This window comes from Streptomyces globosus (assembly GCF_003325375.1).
GTDB lineage: Bacteria > Actinomycetota > Actinomycetes > Streptomycetales > Streptomycetaceae > Streptomyces > Streptomyces globosus_A.
The window spans coordinates 1,426,697-1,451,035 of record NZ_CP030862.1 but is presented as its reverse complement, the minus strand read 5'-3'; the positions used below and the strand labels follow the sequence as shown (position 1 = coordinate 1,451,035).

The following is a 24,339-nucleotide window of genomic DNA, read 5'->3' as shown; positions in this document are numbered from 1 at the left end:
TCCTGGGTGTGACCAGGAAAAGACGCGGCCCTGCCGGGCGCTTCGCGAGCGGACGCCGGGCAGGGCGCAACAGCTTGAGTGGTGACCGAACTCCCTACCCCGAATGACCGGGGCGAGGTTCAGAGGGTCTGCGGTGGACGGTGACCGCACTCTCAGCGCTGTGGCGCTCCCCTGTCGGAATGTGGAATTGGTTCGGCCACAGGGTACCCCGCGGCCGGTTCCGCACCTCTCGGGCCTCCGGCCGGTGCCCCGGCCGGGGCCGTCAGCGTTCGGAGGCCGCCAGCTGGCCGCAGGCGCCGTCGATCTCCTGGCCGCGGGTGTCGCGGACGGTGACCGGCACGCCGTGCCGGGCGATGGCCTCGACGAAGGCCCGCTCGTCCTCGGGCCGCGAGGCGGTCCACTTGGAGCCGGGCGTCGGGTTCAGCGGGATCAGGTTGACGTGGACGCGCTTGCCCTTGAGCAGCCGGCCGAGGAGGTCGCCGCGCCAGGCCTGGTCGTTGATGTCGCGAATCAGGGCGTACTCGATGGAGACGCGGCGGCCGGACTTCTCGGCGTACTCCCAGGCGGCGTCGAGGACCTCGCGGACCTTCCAGCGGGTGTTCACCGGGACGAGGGTGTCGCGCAGCTCGTCGTCGGGGGCGTGCAGGGAGACCGCGAGGCGGCACTTGAAGCCCTCGTCGGCGAAGCGCAGCATCGCCGGGACGAGGCCGACGGTGGAGACGGTGATGCCGCGCTGGGACAGGCCGAGGCCGTCGGGCTCGGGGTCGGTCAGCCGGCGGATCGCGCCGACGACGCGGTTGTAGTTGGCGAGGGGCTCGCCCATGCCCATGAAGACGATGTTCGACAGCCGGGCGGGGCCGCCGGGGACCTCGCCGTCGCGCAGGGCGCGCATGCCGTCGACGATCTGGTGGACGATCTCGGCGGTGGACAGGTTGCGGTCCAGGCCGGCCTGGCCGGTGGCGCAGAACGGGCAGTTCATGCCGCAGCCGGCCTGCGAGGAGATGCACATGGTGACCCGGTCGGGGTAGCGCATCAGGACGGACTCGACGAGGGTGCCGTCGTGCAGGCGCCACAGGGTCTTGCGGGTGGTGTCACCGTCGCAGGAGATGTGCCGTACGACCTTCATCAGCTCGGGCAGCAGCTCCTCGCGGAGCTTCTCGCGGGAGCCGGCGGGGATGTCGGTCCACTCGGCCGGGTCGTGGGCGTAGCGGGCGAAGTAGTGCTGCGAGAGCTGCTTGGCCCGGAACGGCTTCTCGCCGATCGCGGCGACGGCCTCGCGGCGCTCGGCGGGCGTCATGTCGGCCAGGTGCCGGGGCGGCTTCTTCGCGGCCTTCGGCGCGACGAAGGTGAGCTCTCCCGGAGCGGGGCGGGGTGCCATGTGCGGTCCTCCTCAGGGCGACGAGGTCTGACGACCTCCGCGCGTGCGGAGCCGATGGCGATGGCGCTGTCCGCGCCGGAGACCTCACAGATGCATCCCCGCGATCACGGGGAAAGGGCGCACCACCGGTGGTGGTGCGCCCTTCAGGATAACCCGGTCGGCTCAGCCGGTGCCGACGAAGAGGGCCAGCAGCAGCCAGACCACGGGGGCGGTCGGCAGCAGCGAGTCCAGCCGGTCCATGATCCCGCCGTGGCCGGGGAGGAGCGTGCCCATGTCCTTGATCCCCAGGTCGCGCTTGATCATCGACTCGCCGAGGTCGCCCAGGGTGGCGCTGACGGCGACCGCGAGGCCGAGGACCAGCCCCTGCCACCAGGCGCCCCCGTCGACCGCGAACTCCATGCACAGGGCTCCGGCGGCCATGGCGAAGACGACGGCTCCGAGGAGCCCCTCGCGCGTCTTGCCGGGGCTGATGCGCGGGGCCAGCTTGGTCTTGCCGAAGCGCCAGCCGACCGCGTAGGCGCCCGTGTCGCTGACCACGGTCAGGACGAGGAAGGTGACGACGCGCTGGGGGCCGTCGTCCGCGGTGAGGAGCATCGCGACGAAGGTCGCCAGGAACGGCACGTAGAAGGCGGCGAAGACGCCTGCGGTGACGTCCCTGAGGTAGTCCTCCGGCGGTTCGGTCATCCGCCAGACCAGGACCGCGAGTGCGGTCAGGGCCATCGCCACCCAGGCGCCCTCGGCGCCGCGCACGTAGCCGGCGATGACCATGGCGGCGCCGCCGATGGCCAGCGGGACCAGCGGCGCCTTGATGCCCTTCTTCTCCTGGAGCCGGGAGGTCAGCTCCCACAGGCCCACGACGACCGCGACGACGATGACGCCGACGAAGACCGCCTTGACGATGAACAGGGAAGCGAAGATCACCGCTCCGAGGCCGACGCCGACCCCTATCGCGGCGCGCAGGTCTCGGCCCGCCCGCTTCTTGGGCGGCGGTGGCGAGGCGTCCTGCGGTGCCTGCGAGGGCGGGGGCGGGGGGCTGGGCATGGGCTCCTGCGGCGGCGTCTCGGCGCGGAACGGGGGGCCGCCTTCAGCGGCGGCCCCCCGATCGCGTGCATCCCGGTCGTCGAAGTCACGGCCGGCGGCATCGGGCACGATGGGCATGGGCCGAGTGTGCGGGCCCACCAGCGCATCGTATGCGGGACCCGCCGGAACCGGCTCCGCGGCCCAGGGAGAGTCGTTCATCAGACCTCGAGGAGCTCGGCTTCCTTGTGCTTGAGCAGCTCGTCCACCTGCGCGACGTACTTCGCGGTGGTGTCGTCGAGCTCCTTCTCCGCGCGGCGGACCTCGTCCTCGCCCGTCTCCTTGTCCTTGACGAGCTTGTCGAGGGCGTCCTTGGCCTTGCGGCGGACGGAGCGGATGGAGACGCGGGAGTCCTCGGCCTTGGTGCGCGCGACCTTGATGTACTCGCGGCGGCGCTCCTCGGTCAGCTCGGGGAACACCACACGGATGATGTTGCCGTCGTTGCTGGGGTTGACCCCCAGGTCCGAGTCGCGGATGGCCTGCTCGATGTTGCGCAGGGCGCTCTTGTCGAACGGGGTCACCACGGCCATGCGCGGCTCGGGCACCGAGAAGGAGGCGAGCTGGTTGATGGGGGTGATGGCGCCGTAGTAGTCCGCCATGATCTTGTTGAACATCGCCGGGTGCGCACGGCCCGTGCGGATCGCGGCGAAGTCCTCCTTGGCGACGACGACGGCCTTCTCCATCTTCTCCTCGGCTTCGAGGAGGATTTCTTCGATCACCACGTGCTCCTGCATGTCTTGAATGGATGGTTCAGGCGGGCGGTGCGGGGCCGGCCGCGCGGGGCCGGCTCCGGCTGCGGACCGCTCAGGCCCGGGTTCCCTGGTCGCTCACGAGCGTGCCGATCTTCTCACCCTTGACGGCGCGGGCGATATTGCCCTCGGCGAGCAGTTCGAACACCAGGATCGGCAGATCGTTGTCGCGGCACAGCGTGATGGCGGTGGCGTCTGCGACCTTCAGGTCGCGGGAGAGCACCTCGCCGTACTCCAGCGCGTCGAACTTCACCGCGTCGGGGTTCTTCTTGGGGTCGGAGTCGTAGACCCCGTCGACGCCGTTCTTGCCCATGAGCAGGGCTTCGGCGTCGATCTCCAGGGCGCGCTGGGCGGCCGTGGTGTCGGTGGAGAAGTACGGCATGCCCATGCCCGCGCCGAAGATCACGACGCGGCCCTTCTCCAGGTGCCGCACGGCCCGCAGGGGGATGTACGGCTCGGCGACCTGGCCCATGGTGATCGCCGTCTGCACGCGGGAGTCGATGCCCTCCTTCTCCAGGAAGTCCTGGAGGGCGAGGCAGTTCATGACGGTGCCGAGCATGCCCATGTAGTCGGAACGGGCGCGGTCCATGCCGCGCTGCTGGAGTTCGGCGCCGCGGAAGAAGTTGCCGCCGCCGATCACGACGGCGATCTCCGCGCCGTCGCGGACCACCGCGGCGATCTCACGCGCGATGGCATGGACGACGTCGGGGTCGACGCCCAGTCCGCCGCCGCCGGAGAAGGCCTCGCCGGACAGCTTCAGCATGAAGCGGCGGCCCTTCCTCCCGTGGTCGCTCTTGTCGTCGGAAGCGTTGTGGGGGTCCACGCCCTGATTCATGGAGATCTCCTCGTGCACATACGAAGAAGGCCATTGCCGGTGGGTCCTCGCGGTTCCCTCTACGGCAATGGCCTCCTCGTCAGATCTGCGGTCGTTCCACGCGTAGGCGGACGACTGCCTCAGACCCTACCGGGGTCCGGTGCCCGTCGTGTACGGACGGACTCAGATGCCGACCTTGATGCGCGTGAAGCGCTTCAGGGTGACACCGGCCTCGTCCAGGACCTTCTGGACGGACTTCTTGTTGTCCAGCGCGTACGGCTGGCCCAGGAGGGTGGCGTCCTTGAAGAAGCCGTTCACGCGGCCCTCGACGATCTTCGCGATGGCAGCCTCGGGCTTGCCCTCCGCGCGGGTGACCTCTTCGGCGATGCGGCGCTCGGACTCGACCTTGTCGGCCGGGACGTCCTCGGCGGACAGCCACTGCGGGGCGAACGCGGCGATGTGCTGCGCGACACCGCGGGCGACCTCGGCGTTCTCCTTGTCCAGCTCGACCAGGACGCCGATCTGGAACGGCAGGTCGGGCATGGTGCGGTGCATGTAGGAGGCGACGTAGCCACCGGTGAACTGCGCGAAGCGGTCCAGGACGATCTTCTCGCCGAGGTTGGCGTTGGCCTCGTCGACGAAGGCGGTGACGGTCTTGCCGGGCTCGATCTCGGAGGCGAGCAGGGCCTCGATGTCGGCCGGGGAGGTGGCGGCGACGTGGGCGGCCAGCTGGTTGGCGACGGCGAGGAACTTCTCGCCCTTGGCGACGAAGTCCGTCTCGCACTTCAGCTCGACGAGGACGCCGGAGGTGTTGTCGTCGGCGATGAGGGAGACGACGGCACCGTTCTCGGCGGAGCGGCCCTCGCGCTTGGCGACGCCCTTCTGACCCTTGATGCGGAGGGCCTCCTGGGCCTTCTCCACGTCGCCGTCGGCCTCGACGAGCGCGTTCTTGCAGTCCAGCATGCCGGCGCCGGTGAGCTCGCGGAGCTTCTTGACGTCAGCGGCGGTGTAGTTCGCCATGAGTCTTGTGCTTCTCTCTCGAAGTCGTAGATCTACGGGTGAACGGCGGAGGAGGCGCGCTCGTGGCGCGGCTCCCCCGCCGTCATCGTCCGTGCTGCAAGTGCCCGGCGCGTGAACGCCGGGCCCCTCCAGTGGGTCAGGCCTGCTCGGCCTCGGCGGCCGGGGCAGCCTCGGCGGCCGGGGCAGCCTCGGCGGCCGGGGCGGCCTCGGCGGCGTCGGCCTTCTTCTCACCCTCGAGCAGGTCGCGCTCCCACTCGGCGAGCGGCTCGCCGGCGGCCTTGTCGCCCGGCTTCGAGTCGCCGGTCGCGGCGCCGGAGCGGGCGATCAGGCCCTCGGCGACGGCGTCGGCGATGACGCGGGTGAGCAGGGTGACGGAGCGGATCGCGTCGTCGTTGCCCGGGATCTTGTAGTCGACCTCGTCGGGGTCGCAGTTGGTGTCGAGGATCGCGACGACCGGGATGTTCAGCTTGCGAGCCTCGCCGACGGCGATGTGCTCCTTCTTGGTGTCGACGATCCAGACGGCGCTGGGCACCTTCTGCATCTCGCGGATACCACCGAGGGTCTTCTCCAGCTTGGCCTTCTCGCGGGAGAGGACCAGGAGCTCCTTCTTGGTCAGACCCGAGGACGCGACGTCCTCGAAGTCGATCGCCTCGAGCTCCTTCAGGCGCTGGAGGCGCTTGTAGACCGTGGAGAAGTTGGTGAGCATGCCGCCGAGCCAGCGCTGGTTGACGTACGGCATGCCGACGCGCGTCGCCTGCTCGGCGATGGCCTCCTGGGCCTGCTTCTTGGTACCGACGAACATGATGGAGCCGCCGTGCGCGACGGTCTCCTTGACGAACTCGTAGGCGCGGTCGATGTACGACAGCGACTGGAGCAGGTCGATGATGTAGATGCCGTTGCGCTCGGTGAAGATGAAGCGCTTCATCTTCGGGTTCCAGCGACGGGTCTGGTGACCGAAGTGGACGCCGCTCTCCAGCAGCTCCCGCATCGTTACGACGGCCATGGCCATCTCCTTGGTTTTCTCGGTTTTGGTCCTGACGCCCCGCTGCGTCCTGCCCCCGCCGAAGGGGACCGAGAGACGCCGGCACCCGGTCTTGCCGACCGGCCCCGGGGCGTGCGAAGTCGACCCGGTGACCCGGATCGCCGTAAGAAGTGTACGGGACCGGGCGGTATGCCAGGTGACGCCGCCGTCCACAACCGGCCCGCCGTCCACAGGCCCGCCCCCGCCCCGCGGCGGCGGGGGCACGCTGGCCGCATGACCGTGACGACACTGCTGATCGCACTGCTGCTGCTCACCGCCCGCGCGGCGGCCCCGGGCCCGGCTGCGGAGGCGGACGCCCCCGCCCGCGCCCCCGCGGGCGCGCGGGCGCCCGCGCATGCGCCGGGGGCGGTGCCGGCGGGAGCGGTGCGGCCGCTGCCGGGTCCGCTGGTGGTGGCCCGCTGGTGGGATCCGCCGCCGACCCCGTACGCCGCCGGGCACCGCGGCGTGGACCTGGCGGCCCCGGTGGGTGCGCGGGTGCGGGCGGTGGGGCCGGGGCGGGTGCACCACGCGGGGCCGGTCGCCGGGCGCGGGGTGCTGTCGCTCACGCTGCCGGGCGGCCTGCGCACCACGTACGAGCCGGTGCGGCCGCTCGTGGAGGAGGGGGAGGCCGTCACGGCCGGGCAGGTGGTGGCCGTCCTGGCGGAGGGCGGCCACTGCGGGCCGCGGCCCTGCCTGCACTGGGGCCTGCTCGCGGGCGGGGACTACCTCGACCCGCTGGGCCTGCTCCCGCGACCGGCGCCGCGGCTGCTGCCCGCCGAGGGGGCGGCGCTCAGCCCCGGACGCCCCGCAGGGCCATCGCGACGGCCGTCTCGGTCACCACGGCCGGCTCCTCGGCCGCGCCCAGCTCGATGCGGCGCACCGCCGCGTCGACGACACCCTGGAGCAGCATCGCCGCCAGCTTCGGCTCCTCCTGGCCCAGCGCGGCCAGCGCCTCCACGATCATCGCGACGAGGCCGCCGTGCGCGGCGCGGATCTTCTCCCGGGCGCCCGCGTCCAGCTCGCTCGCCGAGATCGCGACCACGGCCCGGTGGCGCCGGTCCCCGACGAGGCCGAGCTGGCTGCGCACGTAGGCCTCGATCTTCGCCTCGGGCGTCGCGGCCTGCTCCATGGCCGACTCGATCTCCGCGGCCCAGACGGGGAAGTCCACCGCGCACAGCTCCTCGACGACGGCGGCGCGGGAGCGGAAGTACTCGTAGACGGAGGACCGGGCCAGGCCGGTCCGCTCCGCCAGGGCGGGGAAGGTCAGGGCGTCGGTCCCGCCTTCGGACAGCAGGGAGCGCGCCGCGTCCAACAGGGCGCCGCGCTGCATCGACCGGTGCTCGGCCACGGAGGCCGCTCGAATCCTGGGCACCCGTCCACTGTACGGAGGTACCGGCGGGTCAGCGCCCCACATCCGCCAGCTTTGCGCGCAGTTGCAGCACCGACTTGGTGTGGATCTGGCTGACGCGGCTCTCGGTGACGCCGAGGACGTTGCCGATCTCGGCCAGGGTCAGGCCCTCGTAGTAGTACAGCGTCACCACCGTCTTCTCCCGCTCGGGCAGCGTGTTGATGGCGCGGGCCAGCAGCCTGCGCAGCTCACGGTCCTCGGCCACCTCCACGGGGTCGTCGGCGGCGGTGTCCTCCAGGGTGTCCATCAGGGAGAGGCGGTCGCCGCCCTCCCCGCCGACGTGCAGCAGCTCCTCCAGGGCGACCACGTTCGCCAGTGACAACTGGCTGAACACCGCGTGGAGTTCTTCCACGGCGATGCCCATCTCGGCGGCGACCTCGTGCTCCGTGGGGGTGCGGCGCAGCTGCGCCTCCAGCGTGGCGTACGCCCGCTCGACGGCCCGCGCCTTCTGCCGCACGGAGCGCGGGATCCAGTCGAGCGCCCGCAGCTCGTCGATCATGGCGCCGCGGATGCGGGTGATGGCGTACGTCTCGAACTTGATGGAGCGGTCGAGGTCGAACTTCTCGATGGCGTCGATCAGCCCGAAGACGCCGGAGGAGACGAAGTCGGCCTGCTCCACGTTGGGCGGGAGGCCCACGCTGACCCGGCCGGCGACGTACTTGACCAGGGGCGAGTAGTGGAGGATCAGCTGCTCGCGCAGCCGCCCGTCACCCGAGGCCTTGTACGAGCGCCACAGCGCCTCCAGGGACGAGGGCGCGGTGGGCCGCACGCCGCCGCGGGCAGCGGTGGGCACAGCAGCGCGGTCGGACCGTGAGGTGTGCTGGGGCATGCTTCGCCTTTGCCGGAGCCGGATTCCTTGTGAGCGTAGCGTGACGGAGTAGTCGCGGTGCGCGAAGAGTACGGGATCGTATGAGGCCCCGGAGGCGTCCCGGATCGCACGGACGGCCCGGGACCGGCGCCGGGCGCCCGGTCCCGGCGGCTGCCGGCGGAAAGACCGCGGTATTCATCGGCTTCACTCTTTCACCGGAACGCCCCAGGTCACCGACCGCCTCGCCGTTCGCCACCGGTTCGTGTGCCTTCCCGGCGTGTCCTCTTGGCCAACCGCCAGGCGTCGCCAAGCCGTTCGACGAACCCCAGAGAGTGAAGTTCGTACAGTCTGCCGATGACTTCATCGGTGCCGGCCCCAGCGGCGAGGGCGATGTCCCCGGCCTGCGCCGGGCCCGCGGCCGGCAGTGCGTCCAGCACCCGAGCGGTGTCCGGGTCCAGCAGGTCGCGGGCGAGGACCGGCCCGCGCCGCTCGGGCGCCAGCTCCCCCATCCCGCCGACGAGTTCGACCACCTCGGCCGCGTCGGTGACGAGCACCGCCTCCCCGCGCAGCAGCTCGTGCACCCCGGCCGACAGCCCGCTCGTGGCGGGCCCGGGGACGCCCATCGTGAACCGGCCCAGCTGCCGGGCCCGGCGGGCGGTGACGAGCGAGCCGCTGCGGTAGGCCGCCTCGACGACGACGGTGCCGCGGGTCAGGGCGGCGATGACCCGGTTGCGCAGCACGAACCGGGCCGGCGTCGGATGGCTGCCCGGCGGCAGCTCGCCGAGCACCAGGCCCTGCCCCGCGATGGCGCCGAGCAGCCCGGCGTGGCCCCGCGGGTAGGCGGTGTCCACCCCGCAGGCCAGGACCGCGGCCGTCGCCCCGCCGGCCCCGAGCGCACCGCGGTGCGCGGCGCCGTCGATCCCGTACGCGGCGCCCGAGACCACGACCCAGCCGCGCTCGGCGAGGCCGGCGGCCAGGGTGTGCGCCATGTGCGCCCCGTACGGGGTGCAGGCCCGCGCCCCGACGAGGGCGACGGATCGCAGCGCCCAGGTCCGCAGGTCGGGGGTGCCGCGCACCCACAGGCCGACGGGTCTGGCGTCGCCGAGGTCGTCGAGCTGGGTGGGCCACTGCGGGGTGCCGGGGCAGAGGAACCGGCAGCCCAGCTCCGCCGCCCGGTCGAGGTCGGCGCGGGGATCGGCCCGGGCGGCCCGCAGCCGGTATCCCGCGACCCGCTGCCGCCCCGCCCCGGCCAGCTCGGGGGGCTCGGGGTCGGCCCCGGTGAGCAGCCGCACCAGGGCGGCGGCCCCGTACATGCGCAGCCACCGGCCCCCGTGCACGTCGCCCGGTTCGAGGACCCGCGTCAGCGCGGCCCGCGCGAGCAGCTCCTCCTCGTATCCCCCGTGCCCGCCTTCCACCTCGGCCGGGCCCCGGCCCTCGGAACCGGGGCCGCCCAGCGGCCCGCCGTCCGGCAGCGGCCCGGAGCCGGAGCAACCCGGCGGCACGGAGCCCGGCAGCGGCCCGGGCCCCGAGCCGTGCGGCAGCCCGGAACCCGGCACCGGACCGGAGCCAGGGCCGTGCGGCTGCCCGATTCCGGACATCGGCCCGCAGCCAGGACCGTGCGGCGGCCCGGACCCCGGCAGCGGCTCGGGGGCGGCGGGCGGGGTCATGGCGCGGCTCCAGCCGCGAGGGCGGCGCCGCGGGCCACGCCGGTGCGCAGTTCCAGGGCGACGGCCACGTCCAGGGCGTCGGGGCGGTCGTTGCCCCGCAGGTCGGCCACGGTCCAGGCGACCCGCAGCACCCGGTCGAGCCCGCGGGCGGTGAGGAGGCCGCGCTCCAGGTCCCGCTCGGCCTGCGCGAGCGCCCCGGCGGCGGCCGGCCAGCGGGTGCGCAGCTCGTGTCCGGGGACCTCGGCGTTGAGCCGCCACGGCGTCCCGGCGAGCCGGGCGGCGGCGCGCTCCCGGGCCTGGAGGACCCGGGCGGCGACGACGGCCGTCGGCTCGCCGCGGCTGCCGGGCCGGGCCAGGTCGCAGCGGCCGACGGGCTCGACCTCCACCCGCAGGTCCACCCGGTCCAGCAGCGGCCCGGACAGCCGGGCCTGGTACCGCCGGACCACCGAGGCCGGGCATTCGCAGCCCGCTCCGTGGAGCCCGTGCCGCCCGCAGGGGCAGGGGTTGGCCGCGAGGACCATCAGGAAGCGGGCCGGCAGCTGCACCACTCCGGCGGCCCGGGCGATGACCACCCGGCCGGACTCCAGGGGCTGGCGGAGCGCGTCCAGCGCCTTCGCGCCGAACTCGGCGGCCTCGTCCAGGAAGAGGATTCCGCGGTGTGCCAGGGAGACGGCCCCCGGCCGCGGCACCCCGGCACCGCCGCCGACGAGGGACTGCATGGTGGCCGAGTGGTGCGGCGCGCAGTACGGGGCGCGGGTGACGAGGGGGTCGCCCGGCGGCAGGATCCCGGCGACCGAGTGGACAGCGGTCACCTCCAGGGAGTCCTGCCGGGTGAGCGGCGGCAGGATGCCCTGCATCCGCTCGGCGAGCATCGTCTTGCCCGCGCCCGGCGGCCCGCTCAGGAACAGGTGGTGCCCTCCGGAGGCGGCCACCTCCAGGGCGCGGCGGGCCGCCTGCTGCCCGGCCACGTCGGCCAGGTCCGGCAGGTCGCCCGGGCCGCCCTCCGCCGTCCGGCCGGACAGTACCCCGGTGCCCAGCCCCGCGCCGGGCACCAGCAGTGCCGAGGACCCGGGGCCGGGCGGCCCGGCCTCCTCCTCGGGCTCGGCGGCCGCCTCGTCGGCGCCGGTCAGCACCGCGATCAGCCGGCGCAGGCTGCCGACGCCGAGCACCGAGACCCCGGGCACCAGCTCCGCCTCGGCGGCGCAGCCCCGCGGCACGACGACGTGGCGGTGGCCGGCCTCCGCGGCGGCGAGCACCGCCGGGAGGATGCCGGGCACCGGCCGGACCCGGCCGTCCAGCCCCAGCTCCCCGATCAGGACCAGGTCCGCGATGACCGCGGGGTCGACGACCTCCGCGGCCCCGAGGACCGCTGCCGCGACGGCGAGGTCGAATCCCGATCCGCCCTTGGGGACGGAGGCCGGGCTGAGCCCGACCGTGAGCTTCTTCTGGGGCCAGGCGGCGCCGGAGTTGGCGACAGCGGCCCGCACCCGGTCCCGGCTCTCGACCAGGGTCTTGTCGGGCAGCCCCACCAGGGTGAAGGCCGCCACGCCCGGTTCGAGGTCTGCCTGGACCTCGACGACCACGCCCTCGACGCCGACGAGGGCCACCGAGCAGGCTCGCGCGAATCCCATCACGCCACCCCCCTGACGTGCTCCACGACGGGCGCGCCGCGCCGCGGCAGCACGACCCCCACGAGGTCGATCCGCACCCCGCCCGGCGGCGGTCCGCCGTGGTCGGCGAGCCAGCGCCCGGCGAGCCTGCGCAGCCGCTCGGCCTTGCCGGGCCGCACCGCGGCCATCGGGTGCTCGTACGGCCCCTCGCGCCGTGTCTTGACCTCGCACACCACGAGCGCGTCCCCGTCCCGGGCGAGGATGTCGATCTCCCCCGCCCGGCACCGCCAGTTCCGCTCGATGACGGTCATGCCGGCCTCGGCCAGCCGCCGCGCGGCGAGCTCCTCGCCGTACCGCCCCATCGCCTGCCGCGCCACGCCCTTCGCGTCCATCGCGCACCACCTCCACGGCCACGGTCCCGCGGACCGCCGAAGGGAGTGGATCTTGGTGGACGGAGGGGCCGTTGTGGACGGCGCCCTCACCCGTCAGGGGGACAGGAGCGCCGCAGGAGGACGCGGCCGGGCCGCCGGATCAGCTGCCGGGCAGTTCGAGGTCGCTCTTGTTGAGCTCCTCGATGTTCACGTCCTTGAAGGTCAGCACGCGCACCTGCTTGACGAAGCGGGCCGGCCGGTACATGTCCCACACCCAGGCGTCGGCCATCGTCACCTCGAAGAACACCTCGCCCTGGACCGAGTGCACCTGCATCTCGTAGTCGTTCGTCAGGTAGAAGCGGCGTTCCGTCTCGATCACGTACTTGAACAGCCCGACGACGTCGCGGTACTCCCGATAGAGCTTCAGCTCCATCTCGGTCTCGTACTTCTCGAGGTCCTCGGCGCTCATGGCATGTTCCCCTTCAGCCGTGCGTCCCCCCATTGTGCGGCAGTCACGCGGGCGGCCGGTCGATTTCCGGCGCGAGGACCACCGGCGCGCCCGGCGGGCCCTCGGCCAGCAGGGCCGCCAGCATCTCGGCGAGCCGCTTGGGGTAGACGGTCTCGCGGGTCGCGAGGAGCTCTTCCGCGGTCCACCACCTGGCCCCGGTGACGCTGCGCCGCTCCAGCTCGGTGAGACCCGTCGTCTCGGTGCGTGTCTGCCCCGTCCGGGCCAGGAAGTACCACTCGTCCTGCTCCCAGAGCCGCCCGTCGAAGAGGAAGGCGCACTGGCGCCGCCACAGCACCGGCCCCAGCTCGGCCGCAGTGATGCCGGTCTCCTCCGCGAGTTCCCGCAGGGCGGCCTCCTCGCGGGTCTCGGCGCCCTCCAGCCCGCCGCCCGGGGTGAACCACCAGTCGACCTCGGGCGTGGCGGGCTCGAAGCCGTGCAGCAGCAGGATCCGGTCAGCGGGGTCGAGCAGGACCACCCGGGACACCTTGCGGAAGCCGGCTGCGCCGGCCTGCTCAGCGTGCACCGGCCTGCTCCCTCCGGCGGGCGAGCGTCCGCGCCAGCGGCCCGTACGCGCAGCCCAGCAGCACCAGCGCGGCCCCGCCCGCGGCCGCGGCCAGCTGGATGCGCAACGGCCCGGGCCGGGACGTTCCGCCGGGCAGGTCCGCGTACGCCGCGGGCCGGCCGACCATGGTCGCGGAGGGCCAGGCGACGGCGTCGATGCGGCCCCGCACCGCGGAGCGCGGGACGGTCCCCTGCCCGGCCTCCTGGAGGTGGGCCCGCGAGTCGAGGGACGCGGCGCGGCGGTCGCCGAGGAGGAAGAGGTTGCCCTCCGGGACGGTCACCTCGAAGGGGGTCTGCGACGCGGGCCGCAGTCCGCTCGCGGCCGCCCCCGGGTCGTCGAGGTCGGCGTACGGCTCGTCGAGCTCCCGGCCGTTCAGGGTGAGCCGGCCGCCCGCACCGCAGCACTTCACGGTGTCGCCGCCGACACCGACGACCCGCTTGACCATGGGTGCGTCGGCCCACCGGGTGTCCGTGAAGACGACCACGTCGCCGCGGCGCACCTCGGCGCCGTCGATCCGCTGGGCGAGGACCCGGTCGCCCGGCCTGACGGTCGGCACCATCGAGTCGGTCGGCACCGTGAAGGGCTGGTAGACCACGGCCCCCCACACGAAGCCGCCCAGGAAGAGGACGAACCCGACGGCGACGGCGACGCCCGACAGGACGCTGCCTGCACCGCGGCCGCCGCCTCCGGTCCCGCGTGCAGCTCCCTGCGTTCCGCTGCTGTCCTGCGCTGTGCTGTCCTGCGCTGTGCTGTCCTGCGTACCGCCCATGGCTGCGCCCCCTGTCCGGGATGGACCACCCTGGGCGGCACCCTACCTGCCGGTAGTACCGCCGGTCAGCCTCCGCCGGCGCCACAGGACGAGGGGGACGGCCCCGGCCAGGCCGAGCGCGGCCGGGGCGGCGCTCAGCGCCTTGGCCGGGGCCTGGTTGCCGATGCCCGGCTGGTCGAACGTGTCCGGAACCGGCAGGGTCGACCAGCGGGTGACCGGCCACGCGATGACCACGGCGCGCCCGACGACCTTGTCGACGGGGACGAAGCCCTGGGTGGAGTCCTGCATGTGGTAGCGGGAGTCCTGGCTGTTCTGGCGGTGGTCGCCCATCACCCAGATCTTGCCCTCGGGCACCTTGAGCGGCCCGAACGGCGCGTCGTCGCAGGGAGTGTTGCCGGGGAAGATGTACGGCTCGTCGAGCGGCTTGCCGTTGACGACGACCGGGCCGCCCTTCTTGCACTCGACCGTGTCCCCGCCGATGGCGATGGTCCGCTTGATCAGGTCCTTCTCGTCTGCAGACGGCATCAGGCCGATCTTGCTGAGGACCTGCTGGAAGAGGTTGGGCTCCGGGGTCGGCTCCCCGGCCAGCCAGTTCGCCGGATCGTGGAAGACCACGACCTCGCCGCGCTCGGGCTCCGAGCCGAACCAGGGGGTCAGCTTGTCCACGAGGACGCGGTCGCCGCGCTGGAGGGTGTTCTGCATCGAGTCCGAGGGGATCGAGAACGCCTGCACCAGGAACGTCTTGATCAGCAGGGCGAGCAGCAGGGCGATGCCGATGAGGAGCGGCAGCTCCTTCCAGAACGAGCGCTGCGGCTGCGCCTCGGCGCCGTCCTCCGCGTCGTCCCCGGCCGCGCCACCGGCAATGTGCCCGGCGTCGGCCGGGCGCTCCTCGCCGTCGTCGCGTCCGGACCGTGCGCCTACCGCCACGTCCCCCACATCCACTCCTCACTCGGAACTGCCGCCCGGCCGGTTCGGCACGGGTCCTCCCCTCCCTTAACGAGCGGGAGTTCCCTAAGGCGCGGGAGACCGAGGACACACTATGCGACGGGTGCGCCACCGCGGCGCCCGCTGCGGCCGCGCCGCCCGCTCCGCTGCTGATCGGGAACGGTGAGGAAGGTGGCGGGCTGTTCCAGCCTGCGCCAGTGGTCGAACGGCCATGCGATGACGACGGCCTCGCCGACGACGCCCTCCTCCGAGATGGTGCCCTGGAAGGCCTCGTCGAGGTGGAAGCGGGAATCGGCCGAATTCGAGCGGTGGTCGCCCATGACGAAGAGCCGGCCGGGCGGCACGGCGACTTCGAACCTGATGTCGGAGGGGGAGTTCCCGGGCTTCACGTACGGCTCGTCCAGCGGCGCGCCGTTGACGGTGACGCGCCCCTTGGCGTCGCAGCAGGCGACGGTGTCGCCGCCGACCCCGATGACGCGTTTGATGAGGTCCTGTTCGTCGGCGGAGGGCAGCAGGCCGATGAAGGTCAGCGTCTGCTTGATCTGCTTGACGACGACGGGGTCGCGCGGCGGGCGCGCCGCCTCGCCCTTGAGCCAGCCGCCGGGGTCCTTGAACACGACGACGTCGCCGCGCTCGATCGGGGAGCCGAACCAGGGGGTCAGCTTGTCGACGAGGACCCGGTCGCCGATCCGGATGGTCTCCTCCATGGAGCCGGAAGGGATGAAGAAGGCCTGCACCAGGAACGTCTTGAGGAGCAGGGCGATGCACAGCGCCGCGACGACGAGCAGCGGGAGCTCGCCGGCGCGCCGGGTGCGCCGGCGCCTTCGGACGCGGCGGGCCAGCCGTCGCCGCTCGGCCCGCCCGCCCGGCTCGGGCGCCGGGGCCTCCTCGGCGGCGGGCTCGGCGGCAGCGCGGGCCGGCCGGGCGGCCTGTCGGCGGCGCTCGCGCTCGCTGCGCTGCCGGCCCCGGCTACCCATGGCGGCCGCCGGAGGGGGGCGCCGGGGCGGCCGGCCCGGGCTGCGGGGCGGTGCGGCCCCAGCGCGAGGGCGGCCAGCCGATCCAGTCGGCCCGCCCGATGACCTTCTCCACCGGCACCATCCCCCCGCCCGGCGCACCGAGGTGGTCCCGGGAGTCCCGGGACTGCGACCGGTGGTCGCCCATCACCCAGAGGTGGTCCAGCGGGACGACGATCCGGAAGGGCACCTTCGAGGGAGCGTCGCCCGGGTACAGGTACGGCTCCGCCAGCGGCACCCCGTTGACCGCGAGGCGCCCCCGGGCGTCGCAGCAGACGACGTCGTCCCCGCCGACGCCGACGACCCGCTTGACGAAGTCGGAGTCGGACGGCCCGCCGATGCCGAGGGCGGAGGCCGCCCCGCCGAGCAGTCCGGCCAGCGGGCCCGGCGCCCCGTCCGGTTCCGGCACGAACGAGCCGGTGCCGTCGAACACGACCACGTCGCCGCGCCGCGGCGCGTCGCCGAAACGGTACGCCAGCTTGTTCACCAGCAGCCGGTCGCCGACCCGGAGCGTGGGCTCCATGGACCGGCTCGGGATCAGGAAGGGCTGGACGACGAAGCCGGCGAGCAGCAGCAGGAAGACCGTGCAGGCCACTCCGAGCAGGGCGGCCCCGCGCAGCGGGGACAGCCGCCGCCACCCGTCCGGCGCGAGGAACCGGGCAAAAGCAGAACGCGGCCGCCCCTCCCCCGTGCCGGGGGAGGAGTGGCCGCGTTCGGTGAGCTCTGCTTCGGTGTCCATCGGGGGGAGCCTATCCGGCCGCCCCGTGGATCCGGAGAGGAGATCAGCGGTCGCGCTTCTCCTTGATCTTCGCGGCCTTGCCGCGGAGCTCACGGAGGTAGTACAGCTTGGCGCGGCGGACGTCACCACGGGTGACCAGCTCGATCTTCTCGAAGATCGGGGAGTTCACCGGGAAGGTGCGCTCGACACCGACGCTGAAGGAGACCTTGCGAACGGTGAAGGTCTCGGAGACGCCGGAGCCCTGGCGGCGGATGACGACGCCCTTGAACTGCTGGATACGGGAGCGGTTGCCCTCGATGACGCGGACGTGCACGTTGACGGTGTCACCCGGGCGGAAGGCCGGGACGTCCGAGCGCAGGGAGGCGGCGTTCACGCCGTCGAGCAGGTGAGACATGTTCTTCGTCTGCTTTCTTCGCACGACGCCACAGGTCGCCGATGCGGGTTTTCGGGGAGAATTCCGTAGCCGTGCCACCCCTCGTGCGACGGTCCCCCTGTGGCAGGGGCACACGCGAGCACACAGCAGCCGCTTATTCTTCCACGGCCCGCGGCCTGCGCCAAAATCGGCCGTCCGCGGTCGGCTCCCAGCCCAGGGCCGCCAGCAGCTCCCGGTCCTTCCTGTCGTACGCCGAGGCCTCGCAGCGCTCGATCAGGTCCGGCCGGTTGGCGGCGGTCCGGCGCAGCGCCTCGTCGCGCCGCCAGCGGGCGATCTTGCCGTGGTGGCCGCTGAGCAGCACCTCCGGGATCCCGCGGCCGCGCCACTGCGGCGGCTTGGTGTAGACGGGGCCCTCCAGCAGGTTCGCCATCTCGCCCGGCGCGAAGGAGTCGTCCCGGTGGGACTCGGCGTTGCCCAGCACGCCGGGCAGGAGCCGGGCGACGGCCTCGGTCACGACCAGGACGGCGGCCTCGCCGCCCGCGAGGACGTAGTCGCCGATGGAGACCTCGTAGACCGGCATGCGCGTCGCGTACTCGTCCATGACGCGCCGGTCGATGCCCTCGTAGCGGGCCGGGGTGAAGATCAGCCAGGGCCGCTCGGAGAGCTCGACGGCGAGCTCCTGTGTGAACGGCCGCCCGCTGGGCGTGGGCACGACGACGACGGGCCCGCGGGCGCCGGCCTCGTAGCCGTCGGCGAGCACCTCGTCGAGGGCCTCGCCCCAGGGGTCGGTCTTCATGACCATGCCGGGGCCGCCGCCGTACGGGGTGTCGTCGACGGTGTTGTGCCGGTCGTGCGTCCAGTCGCGCAGGTCGTGGACGTGTACGCCGAGCTGCCCGCGGGCCCGCGCCTTGCCGACGAGGGAGACGTTCAGGGGCTCCAGGTACTCGGGGAAGATCGTGACGACGTCGAGCCGCATCAGGCCCCGTCCTCCTCGTCCCGGGTGGAGGCCACCACGGCACGGTCGTCGATCAGGCCGGGCGGCGGCGTGATGACGCAGCGCTGCTCCTCCAGGTCGATCTCGGCGACGATCTCCTCCACGAAGGGGATCATCACCTCGGAGCCGTCCTCCCGCTCGACGATGAACAGGTCCTGCGAGGGCAGGTGGGAGATCTCGGTGATCCGGCCGACCGCGGTGCCGTCCTCCAGGACCACGTCCAGGTCGATGAGCTGGTGGTCGTAGAACTCGTCGGGCTCCTCGGGCAGCTCCGAGGGGTCCACGTCGGCGATGAGCAGCGTGTTGCGCAGCGCCTCGGCGGCGTTGCGGTCCTTCACGCCCTCGAACCGCAGCAGCAGGCGCCCGCTGTGCACCCGTCCCGTCTCGACGGTGAGGGGGCCCGCCGAGGCCGGCTCCGTCTGCAGCACGGCGCCGGGCCCGAGCCGCAGCTCGGGCTCGTCCGTCCGCACCTCGACGGTGACCTCACCCTTGATCCCGTGGGCGCGGCCGATCCGCGCGACTACCAGCTGCACTCTTCCTTCTCCTGTCCATACGACGACGGGCCGGGGCGGGCACGAATGCCCTCCCCGGCCCGTGCCGGTGATTCAACTGCTCAGCGGACCTGGTCCACGTCGACGAGGTCGACGCGGATGCCGCGGCCGCCGATGGCGCCCACGACGGTGCGCAGCGCACGTGCGGTGCGGCCGTTGCGGCCGATCACCTTCCCGAGGTCGTCGGGGTGGACCCGGACCTCGAGCACCTGCCCGCGGCGCAGGTTGCGCGAGGCGACCTGCACGTCGTCGGGGTTGTCCACAATGCCCTTTACGAGGTGCTCAAGAGCCTCCTCGAGCATGCTCAGGCCTCGGTCGACTCGGCGGCGGCCTCAGCCTCGTCCGCCTTCTTGTCGGCCTTCTTCGCCTTCTGCGTGATGGCCTCGCCCTTGGTCTCGCCGATGCCCTCGAGGGCCTTGGCGAACTCGTCGAAGGAGCGGCGCTTGTCTTCCTTCGTCGCCGGCTGGAGCAGCGGCGCGGGGGCCGGGAGGCCCTTGTGCTTCTGCCAGTCACCGGTCAGCTTGAGGATGGCGAGCACGGCGTCGGTGGGCTGGGCGCCGACCGAGAGCCAGTACTGGGCGCGCTCGGCGTTGACCTCGATGCGCGACGGGTTGTACGTCGGCTGGTAGATGCCGATCTCCTCGATCGCGCGGCCGTCCCGGCGGGTGCGGGCGTCGGCGACGACGATGCGGTAGTGCGGGGAGCGGATCTTGCCGAGGCGCTTGAGCTTGATCTTGACTGCCACTGGAGTGGTGTCTCCTGAACTTGACGTGGTTGGGCACTTGAGATGCCACGTGGGGTTGCGGTACTCGGGTGCCCGATGGACGCGTCAGCCGGAGGAGAGAGGGGTCCTGTGCGACTGTCGAGTACAGCCATCCATTCTGCCACATGCCGGTGGCGGTCCGTGGCCCGCCCCCGGCGGCCGGTTCCGCCCGCCGCGCGCCGCACCGCGCGCCGGGTTCAGGACGCGGCTGCGGCGACCGCGGCCTCCGGGATGCGGAACGGCTTCATGCAGCCGCCGCAGACGATCGGGGCCTGTGCCAGCACGGAGGGCACCACCCGCACGTTGCGCCCGCAGTCGCAGACGGCCTTGACCCGCACGCCCCCGCCGGACGAGCCGTGCCGCGCGGCCGGGCCGCGGAACGTGCGCTTGGTGTCGGCCGTCGTGGCCGCCGTGTGGGCCTTCAGGGCGCGCTGGAGGCGCTCGATGGTCGGGCGGTAGCGCCTCTTGGCCTCCGCGTTGAGCGTGACCAGCGAGAAGCCGCTGCTCGGATGCGGCTCGTCGGAATGGTCCAGTCCCATCTCCTCGGCGATCGCGAGGAATCTGCGGTTGTGGTAGCGGCCGGCCCGGGAGGTGTCGCGCACTCCGCGGGCGGCGGCGATGCCGTGGACTGCCTCGTGCAGCAGTCGCTCGAAGGAGAGCTCCGCGCCGCAGGCGGACGAGGACTCTCCGATCAGGGACTCGGGCGCGGCAAGGTCCGGCAGCTCGGGGTGGTGCCGCTGAATGTCGGCCCACGCCTGCGCCAGCTCTGCGGCGAGAACAGGTGGTGTCGTGCTCACGTCGTGACAACGAGCCGAAGGCCCCCGGTGTTCCGATTCCGGGCCATTCCAAATTTTTTGCACGTACCCGTCAGTTGTGCCTGATGCGCGACGACGAGGACGGGTGCGCCGATCCCAGGAGGAGTCGGTACACAACGCCGACTGTGAAACATCAGCCCCGGCGCGCGGCGGTCGGCCGCGCGCCGGGGCGCGATGGCGGGAGCGCGCGCGTCAGTACGAGCGCGCGACGATGGCGAGCGTACCGGGGGCGTCGTCCGACTCGGGCACCGACCCGTCCTCGGCGACCAGGCAGCGCACGGTGACGGCCTGCTCGCCCAGCTTGGCCTCGCCCTCGGGGCCGAGGTCGGCCCACGGGATCCGCGCCCAGCCGCCGGCGGCCGCGGCCTCGGCGGCCTCCTCCAGCGTGGAGACGTCGGAGGTGCGGGCCTCGCGGCGCTCGCGGGACTCGCGCAGCAGCTGCGCCTGGTCCTCGTCCAGCACCTTGGGCAGCAGGTCGGCCAGGGCGTCGATCTGCACCGGCTCCTTGCCGCCGGGGATCCGGCGGGCCAGCATCGCGGTGCCGGCCTCGAGGTCGCGGGGGCCGATCTCGACGCGGACCGGGACGCCCTTGAGCTCCCAGTCCACCGCGCGGCGGCCGAAGGGGATGTCGACGCGGTCGTCCACGTGGACGCGGATGCCTGCGGCCTTCAGGCGGTCGCCCAGCTCGCGGACCTTCGCCACGGCCTCGTCGCCCTTGATCGCCATGACCACGACCTGGACGTGCGCCAGCCGCGGCGGCACGCGCAGGCCGTTGTCGTCGCCGTGGGACATGATCAGGCCGCCGACCATGCGGGTCGACACGCCCCAGGAGGTCTGCCAGACGTACTCCTGCTTGCTGTCCTTCGACAGGTACTGGGTGTGGAACGCCTTGGCGAAGTTCTGGCCGAGCTCGTGGCTCGTGCCCATCTGGAGGGCCTTGCCGTCGCCCATCATGCCCTCCAGCGTGAGGGTGTTGATGGCGCCGGCGAAGCGCTCCTTCGGCGTCTTGCGGCCGAGCACGACGTCGATGCCGAGCACGTTGACCATGAAGTCGCCGTACACGTCGCGGTGGATCCGGGCCGCGTAGTCGCGGGCGTCCTCGTACGTGGCGTGGGCCGTGTGGCCCTCCTGCCAGAGGAACTCGCTCGTCCGGAGGAAGACGCGCGGGCGCATCTCCCAGCGGACCACGTTCGCCCACTGGTTGATCAGCAGCGGCAGGTCGCGGTAGCTCTGGACCCACTTCGAGAAGTAGTCGTTGATGATCGTCTCGGAGGTCGGGCGCACCACGACCGGCTCCTCGAGCTGCTTGCCGCCGCCGTGCGTGACGACCGCGAGCTCGGGGGCGAAGCCCTCGACGTGCTCGGCCTCCCTGGTCAGGTAGGACTGCGGGATGAACATCGGGAAGTAGGCGTTCTGGGCGCCCGCTTCCTTGATGCGCGCGTCCATCTCCTGCTGCATCCGCTCCCACAGCCCGTAGCCGTACGGCCGGATGACCATGGTGCCGCGCACCGGGCCGTTGTCGGCCAGCTCGGCCTTGTTGATCAGATCCTGGTACCAGCGGGGGAAATCCTCCGCCTGGGGGGTGAGAACGGGAGCCTTTGCCATGGCGCGAATGGTACGGCGCCCGGGGGGCGATCCGTGAATCGGGTGGCGCACTCCTCTGGACGCGGGGGCGGATGGGGAGTTCCCTGGCATCGGGGGCAAGGGGGCGACAAGGAATCAGGAGCGCTCTTTCGATGACACCTACGCCTACGCCGACACTCGTCGCCCGCGACTGGGCGGAGATCCAGGAACGGATGCTCGTACCGCTGTACGAGACGGTCTACGACCGGCTGGGGGTCGGTCCCGGCGACCGGCTGCTGGGCCTGGACTGCGGGGCCGGTCTGGCCCTGCTGCTGGCCGAGGGCCGGGGCGCCGCCGCGACGGGGGTGGAGGCGGACCCCGAGCGGCGGGCCCTGGCGCGCGAGCGGCTGCTGGACGTGCTGCCGGCGGCGCCGGGGCCCGGCGGGCGCCCGTACGACGTGCTGTTCGCCTTCGCGCCCTCCCGGGCGGCGCTCGCCGCGGCCCTGCCGTCGCTGCGCAGCGGCGCCGCGGTGGTCCTGGCGGGCTGGGGGCCCGCGGAGCGGTGCACGGTCCCCTCGGTGCCGGGCGGCGGGCCGGCCCCGCAGGACCTGGAGGCGCTGGTGTCGGCGGCCGGGCTGCGGCCCGACGGCTCGGGGCGGGTGTTCTGCCCGTTCGGGTACGCGGACGCCGACAGCGCGGTGCGCGGGCTGCTGTCGACGGGGCTGTACGGCTCCGCGGGCGACACCGGGCAGGTGGAGAAGGAGCTTGCGGAGGCCCTTCACCCGTACGAGCGAAGCGACGGCTCGGTGTGGCTGCCGAACATCCTGCGGTACGTCCTGGCCCGGGTGCCGTGACGGCTCCCGGCCCGGCCGCGGCCGGCCGTCACGCGGGGGTGCGCGGGATGCCCGCCGCGGCGTAGGCGGCGGCCTCGTCGAGGGTCTCGTTCGCGAGCAGCGCCTCGGCGAGGGCGTCGAGCTTCGGCCGGTGCTCGCGCAGCAGGCGGCAGGCCTCGGTGTAGCACTCGTCCACGATCCGCCGCATCTCGGCGTCCACCGCGTCGAGGGTGGCGGGGGCCGCGGCCAGGCCGTACGGGCTCTGCCCGTCGGAGGGGACAGCGGTGAGGCGGCCGATGCGCTCGCTCATGCCCCAGCGGCCGACCATGCCGCGGACGATGCCGGTGACCTGCTCCAGGTCGTTCTCGGAGCCGGTGGTGATCACGTCGTAGACGGTGTGCTCGGCCGCCATGCCGCCGAGCGCGCCGATGATCCGGCCGCGCAGGTACTCCTCGGTGTAGGCGTACCGGTCGGCCTCCGGGGTGGAGAGGGTGACGCCGAGCGCCCGGCCGCGGGGCACGATCGTGATCTTGCGTACGGGGTCCGCACCCGGGTGGAGCATGCCGAGCAGGGCGTGGCCGCTCTCGTGGTAGGCGGTGCGCCGGCGCTCCTCCCGGGGCATGACGAGCGGGCGCTCCGCGCCGAGCTGGACCTTCTCCAGGGCTTCGGAGAGGTCGCCCTGGGTGACCCGGTCGCGCCCCCGCTTGACGGCGAGGAGGGCGGCCTCGTTGGCGAGGTTGGCGAGTTCGGCGCCGGTCATGCCGGGCGTGGTGGCGGCCATCTGCGCGAGGTCGGCGTCCGGGGCGAGGGGGATCTCGCGGGTGTGGATGCGCAGGATCGCCTCGCGGCCGCTCTTGTCGGGCGGGGAGACCGTGACGGTGCGGTCGAAGCGGCCGGGGCGGGTGAGGGCGGGGTCGAGGACGTCCGCGCGGTTGGTGGCGGCGATCACGACCACGCCCTCGGAGCCGGAGAACCCGTCCATTTCGGTCAGGATCTGGTTGAGGGTCTGCTCGCGTTCGTCGTGGCCGCCGATGCCGCCGCCTGCGCCGCGGGCCCGGCCGATGGTGTCGATCTCGTCGATGAAGATGATCGCCGGGGCCACCTTGCGGGCCTCGGTGAACAGTTCGCGGACCCGGGAGGCGCCGACGCCGACGATCATCTCGATGAACTCGGAGGCGGACGCCGAGAAGAACGGCACGCCCGCCTCACCGGCCACCGCCCGGGCGAGCAGCGTCTTGCCGGTGCCGGGCAGGCCCGCGAGCAGGACGCCGCCGGGCATGCGGGCGCCCATCGCACGGTACCGCTGCGGGTTCTTGAGGAAGTCGACGACGTCGTGGAGTTCGCCCTGGACCTCGTCGATGCCGGCGACGTCCTCGAAGGTGGTGCGCTTGCCGCCCTCCTGGAGCTCCACGGGCCGGGGCGGGGTCTTGCGGCCGATGCCGCCCAGGCCGCCGCCGAGCGCCGAGCCCATCCGCCGGGCGAGGAGCACCCACAGCAGGACGAGCAGCAGCATCGGGGCGAGCGAGAGCAGGACGTTGGCCAGGAGGCTGCGCTGGACGACCACCGGGGAGGCGGTGACGATCGTGTTCTGCTTGGTGAGCTCGGCCCACAGGTCGTCCTCGGCGAAGGCGGGGCGCTGGGTGGTGAACTTGGTGTAGTCGCCCTTGCCGCCGTCGGGGAGGGGCTGCTTCGCCTTCAGTTCGCCCTGGATGGCGTCGCCCTTGGCGTAGATCCTGGCGACGTTGCCTGCGGCGACCTGCCTGCTGAACTCGGTGTAGGAGACGGTCGGCTCGTCGCCCTCGTTGAAGAAGGACAGGACGAGGTTGGTGGCCAGGAAGACCAGCAGGGCGGCCAGGATCAGCCAGCGCCAGCCGCCGGGCATCCTCTTCTTCGGCGGGGAGGGCGGCGCGCCTTCGGAGCGCCAGGGCGTGTCGGCCCGGTCGCGCGGCGGCGCGGGGGTGGGGCTGGGCACCGGGGGCCTCCTTACT

The 24,339-nt window shown here is 73.0% G+C and carries 26 protein-coding genes and 1 pseudogene; 2 read left to right on the top strand and 25 right to left on the bottom strand.

Translation table 11 applies throughout. From position 1 onward, the window contains the following. Positions 1–262 precede the first annotated feature (262 nt). The 6 genes from rlmN to rpsB form a co-directional block, all read right to left on the bottom strand. On the bottom strand, positions 263–1,378 hold the full coding sequence (gene rlmN, locus C0216_RS06865; protein WP_114054391.1) for a 23S rRNA (adenine(2503)-C(2))-methyltransferase RlmN: 1,116 nt from the start codon (positions 1,376–1,378) through the stop codon (positions 263–265). Positions 1,379–1,540: 162 nt separating this feature from the next. Further along, positions 1,541–2,617 carry a phosphatidate cytidylyltransferase gene (locus tag C0216_RS06860; RefSeq protein ID WP_114054390.1) on the bottom strand — a complete coding sequence of 359 codons (1,077 nt, stop codon included), beginning with the start codon at positions 2,615–2,617 and terminating at the stop codon, positions 1,541–1,543. Beyond that, positions 2,617–3,174: a ribosome recycling factor gene (frr, locus tag C0216_RS06855; RefSeq protein WP_114054389.1), complete on the bottom strand. Its 558-nt coding sequence runs from the start codon at positions 3,172–3,174 to the stop codon at positions 2,617–2,619. The genes C0216_RS06860 and frr overlap by 1 nt, the downstream gene beginning before the upstream one ends. An 85-nt stretch (positions 3,175–3,259) precedes the next feature. Then, entirely contained in the window at positions 3,260–4,039 is a 780-nt protein-coding gene (gene pyrH, locus C0216_RS06850) for a UMP kinase (RefSeq protein WP_114054388.1), read from the bottom strand. A gap of 162 nt (positions 4,040–4,201) precedes the next feature. Further along, complete coding sequence (tsf, locus tag C0216_RS06845; protein ID WP_114054387.1) at positions 4,202–5,038, bottom strand: translation elongation factor Ts; 837 nt, start codon at positions 5,036–5,038, stop codon at positions 4,202–4,204. A 136-nt stretch (positions 5,039–5,174) separates the two neighbouring features. Beyond that, positions 5,175–6,041 carry a 30S ribosomal protein S2 gene (rpsB, locus tag C0216_RS06840; protein WP_114054386.1) on the bottom strand — a complete coding sequence of 289 codons (867 nt, stop codon included), beginning with the start codon at positions 6,039–6,041 and terminating at the stop codon, positions 5,175–5,177. A 168-nt stretch (positions 6,042–6,209) separates the two neighbouring features. On the opposite strand from rpsB, the pseudogene C0216_RS06835 reads away from it, so the two are divergent. Beyond that, positions 6,210–6,782 (top strand): annotated as a pseudogene (locus C0216_RS06835) (peptidoglycan DD-metalloendopeptidase family protein); the annotation flags it as partial. A 67-nt stretch (positions 6,783–6,849) separates the two neighbouring features. Here C0216_RS06835 and C0216_RS06830 read toward each other — a convergent pair. The 18 genes from C0216_RS06830 to proS all read right to left on the bottom strand — a co-directional run bounded on the left by C0216_RS06830 (position 6,850) and on the right by proS (position 21,560). Further along, the gene (locus C0216_RS06830; protein ID WP_114054385.1) at positions 6,850–7,407 is read right to left on the bottom strand and encodes a TetR/AcrR family transcriptional regulator; all 558 of its coding nucleotides are present in this window, start codon (positions 7,405–7,407) and stop codon (positions 6,850–6,852) included. Between the two features lie 52 nt (positions 7,408–7,459). After that, positions 7,460–8,296, bottom strand: a complete 837-nt coding sequence (gene whiG, locus C0216_RS06825) for an RNA polymerase sigma factor WhiG (RefSeq protein WP_114054384.1) — start codon at positions 8,294–8,296, stop codon at positions 7,460–7,462. A 209-nt stretch (positions 8,297–8,505) separates the two neighbouring features. Next, positions 8,506–9,942 carry a DNA-processing protein DprA gene (gene dprA, locus C0216_RS06820; protein WP_246042352.1) on the bottom strand — a complete coding sequence of 479 codons (1,437 nt, stop codon included), beginning with the start codon at positions 9,940–9,942 and terminating at the stop codon, positions 8,506–8,508. Continuing rightward, positions 9,939–11,573 carry a YifB family Mg chelatase-like AAA ATPase gene (locus tag C0216_RS06815; protein ID WP_114054383.1) on the bottom strand — a complete coding sequence of 545 codons (1,635 nt, stop codon included), beginning with the start codon at positions 11,571–11,573 and terminating at the stop codon, positions 9,939–9,941. Before C0216_RS06815 ends, dprA begins: the two co-directional genes overlap by 4 nt. Continuing rightward, positions 11,573–11,944 (bottom strand): YraN family protein, encoded by a 372-nt coding sequence (locus tag C0216_RS06810; protein ID WP_114054382.1) that lies wholly within the window; start codon positions 11,942–11,944, stop codon positions 11,573–11,575. Before C0216_RS06810 ends, C0216_RS06815 begins: the two co-directional genes overlap by 1 nt. Before the next feature lie 139 nt (positions 11,945–12,083). Next, positions 12,084–12,392, bottom strand: a complete 309-nt coding sequence (locus C0216_RS06805; RefSeq protein ID WP_006139554.1) for a DUF2469 domain-containing protein — start codon at positions 12,390–12,392, stop codon at positions 12,084–12,086. A gap of 43 nt (positions 12,393–12,435) precedes the next feature. Continuing rightward, positions 12,436–12,954: an NUDIX hydrolase gene (locus tag C0216_RS06800; RefSeq protein WP_114054381.1), complete on the bottom strand. Its 519-nt coding sequence runs from the start codon at positions 12,952–12,954 to the stop codon at positions 12,436–12,438. Next, the gene (lepB, locus tag C0216_RS06795; RefSeq protein WP_114054380.1) at positions 12,944–13,762 is read right to left on the bottom strand and encodes a signal peptidase I; all 819 of its coding nucleotides are present in this window, start codon (positions 13,760–13,762) and stop codon (positions 12,944–12,946) included. Before lepB (C0216_RS06795) ends, C0216_RS06800 begins: the two co-directional genes overlap by 11 nt. A gap of 42 nt (positions 13,763–13,804) precedes the next feature. Beyond that, positions 13,805–14,689 carry a signal peptidase I gene (gene lepB, locus C0216_RS06790; protein WP_114058498.1) on the bottom strand — a complete coding sequence of 295 codons (885 nt, stop codon included), beginning with the start codon at positions 14,687–14,689 and terminating at the stop codon, positions 13,805–13,807. Positions 14,690–14,799: 110 nt separating this feature from the next. After that, positions 14,800–15,684: a signal peptidase I gene (gene lepB / locus C0216_RS06785; protein ID WP_114054379.1), complete on the bottom strand. Its 885-nt coding sequence runs from the start codon at positions 15,682–15,684 to the stop codon at positions 14,800–14,802. Continuing rightward, positions 15,677–16,459 (bottom strand): signal peptidase I, encoded by a 783-nt coding sequence (lepB, locus tag C0216_RS06780; RefSeq protein WP_114054378.1) that lies wholly within the window; start codon positions 16,457–16,459, stop codon positions 15,677–15,679. Before lepB (C0216_RS06780) ends, lepB (C0216_RS06785) begins: the two co-directional genes overlap by 8 nt. A 43-nt stretch (positions 16,460–16,502) precedes the next feature. After that, a complete protein-coding gene (gene rplS / locus C0216_RS06775; protein WP_114054377.1) occupies positions 16,503–16,853 on the bottom strand; it encodes a 50S ribosomal protein L19 in 351 nt (116 codons plus the stop codon). A gap of 133 nt (positions 16,854–16,986) precedes the next feature. Continuing rightward, on the bottom strand, positions 16,987–17,808 hold the full coding sequence (gene trmD, locus C0216_RS06770) for a tRNA (guanosine(37)-N1)-methyltransferase TrmD (RefSeq protein ID WP_114054376.1): 822 nt from the start codon (positions 17,806–17,808) through the stop codon (positions 16,987–16,989). Continuing rightward, entirely contained in the window at positions 17,808–18,359 is a 552-nt protein-coding gene (rimM, locus tag C0216_RS06765; protein ID WP_114054375.1) for a ribosome maturation factor RimM, read from the bottom strand. Before rimM ends, trmD begins: the two co-directional genes overlap by 1 nt. Before the next feature lie 80 nt (positions 18,360–18,439). Further along, on the bottom strand, positions 18,440–18,679 hold the full coding sequence (locus C0216_RS06760; protein WP_007266827.1) for an RNA-binding protein: 240 nt from the start codon (positions 18,677–18,679) through the stop codon (positions 18,440–18,442). A 2-nt stretch (positions 18,680–18,681) separates the two neighbouring features. Beyond that, on the bottom strand, positions 18,682–19,122 hold the full coding sequence (gene rpsP / locus C0216_RS06755; protein WP_114054374.1) for a 30S ribosomal protein S16: 441 nt from the start codon (positions 19,120–19,122) through the stop codon (positions 18,682–18,684). 215 nt (positions 19,123–19,337) lie between these two features. Further along, positions 19,338–19,937 (bottom strand): hypothetical protein, encoded by a 600-nt coding sequence (locus C0216_RS06750; protein WP_114054373.1) that lies wholly within the window; start codon positions 19,935–19,937, stop codon positions 19,338–19,340. A 210-nt stretch (positions 19,938–20,147) separates the two neighbouring features. Continuing rightward, on the bottom strand, positions 20,148–21,560 hold the full coding sequence (proS, locus tag C0216_RS06745) for a proline--tRNA ligase (protein WP_114054372.1): 1,413 nt from the start codon (positions 21,558–21,560) through the stop codon (positions 20,148–20,150). 131 nt (positions 21,561–21,691) lie between these two features. Between proS and C0216_RS06740 the strand changes: the two genes are divergently transcribed. Further along, on the top strand, positions 21,692–22,372 hold the full coding sequence (locus tag C0216_RS06740) for an SAM-dependent methyltransferase (RefSeq protein WP_114054371.1): 681 nt from the start codon (positions 21,692–21,694) through the stop codon (positions 22,370–22,372). Between the two features lie 28 nt (positions 22,373–22,400). Here C0216_RS06740 and ftsH read toward each other — a convergent pair whose 3' ends face one another. Beyond that, complete coding sequence (ftsH, locus tag C0216_RS06735) at positions 22,401–24,323, bottom strand: ATP-dependent zinc metalloprotease FtsH (protein ID WP_114054370.1); 1,923 nt, start codon at positions 24,321–24,323, stop codon at positions 22,401–22,403. Positions 24,324–24,339 lie beyond the last annotated feature (16 nt).

Bases quoted from the DNA above. Each gene is read 5' to 3' on its own strand.
- C0216_RS06815 (WP_114054383.1), bottom strand. From the start codon at position 11,573: ATGGGATTCGCGCGAGCCTGCTCGGTGGCCCTCGTCGGCGTCGAGGGC.
- C0216_RS06810 (WP_114054382.1), bottom strand. From the start codon at position 11,944: ATGGACGCGAAGGGCGTGGCGCGGCAGGCGATGGGGCGGTACGGCGAG.
- proS (WP_114054372.1), bottom strand. From the start codon at position 21,560: ATGGCAAAGGCTCCCGTTCTCACCCCCCAGGCGGAGGATTTCCCCCGC.
- C0216_RS06860 (WP_114054390.1), bottom strand. From the start codon at position 2,617: ATGAACGACTCTCCCTGGGCCGCGGAGCCGGTTCCGGCGGGTCCCGCA.
- tsf (WP_114054387.1), bottom strand. From the start codon at position 5,038: ATGGCGAACTACACCGCCGCTGACGTCAAGAAGCTCCGCGAGCTCACC.
- lepB (WP_114054378.1), bottom strand. From the start codon at position 16,459: ATGGACACCGAAGCAGAGCTCACCGAACGCGGCCACTCCTCCCCCGGC.
- whiG (WP_114054384.1), bottom strand. From the start codon at position 8,296: ATGCCCCAGCACACCTCACGGTCCGACCGCGCTGCTGTGCCCACCGCT.
- C0216_RS06740 (WP_114054371.1), top strand. From the start codon at position 21,692: ATGACACCTACGCCTACGCCGACACTCGTCGCCCGCGACTGGGCGGAG.
- rpsB (WP_114054386.1), bottom strand. From the start codon at position 6,041: ATGGCCGTCGTAACGATGCGGGAGCTGCTGGAGAGCGGCGTCCACTTC.
- C0216_RS06805 (WP_006139554.1), bottom strand. From the start codon at position 12,392: ATGAGCGCCGAGGACCTCGAGAAGTACGAGACCGAGATGGAGCTGAAG.
- C0216_RS06760 (WP_007266827.1), bottom strand. From the start codon at position 18,679: ATGCTCGAGGAGGCTCTTGAGCACCTCGTAAAGGGCATTGTGGACAAC.
- rplS (WP_114054377.1), bottom strand. From the start codon at position 16,853: ATGTCTCACCTGCTCGACGGCGTGAACGCCGCCTCCCTGCGCTCGGAC.
- lepB (WP_114054379.1), bottom strand. From the start codon at position 15,684: ATGGGTAGCCGGGGCCGGCAGCGCAGCGAGCGCGAGCGCCGCCGACAG.
- dprA (WP_246042352.1), bottom strand. From the start codon at position 9,942: ATGACCCCGCCCGCCGCCCCCGAGCCGCTGCCGGGGTCCGGGCCGCCG.
- rlmN (WP_114054391.1), bottom strand. From the start codon at position 1,378: ATGGCACCCCGCCCCGCTCCGGGAGAGCTCACCTTCGTCGCGCCGAAG.
- lepB (WP_114054380.1), bottom strand. From the start codon at position 13,762: ATGGGCGGTACGCAGGACAGCACAGCGCAGGACAGCACAGCGCAGGAC.
- pyrH (WP_114054388.1), bottom strand. From the start codon at position 4,039: ATGAATCAGGGCGTGGACCCCCACAACGCTTCCGACGACAAGAGCGAC.
- trmD (WP_114054376.1), bottom strand. From the start codon at position 17,808: ATGCGGCTCGACGTCGTCACGATCTTCCCCGAGTACCTGGAGCCCCTG.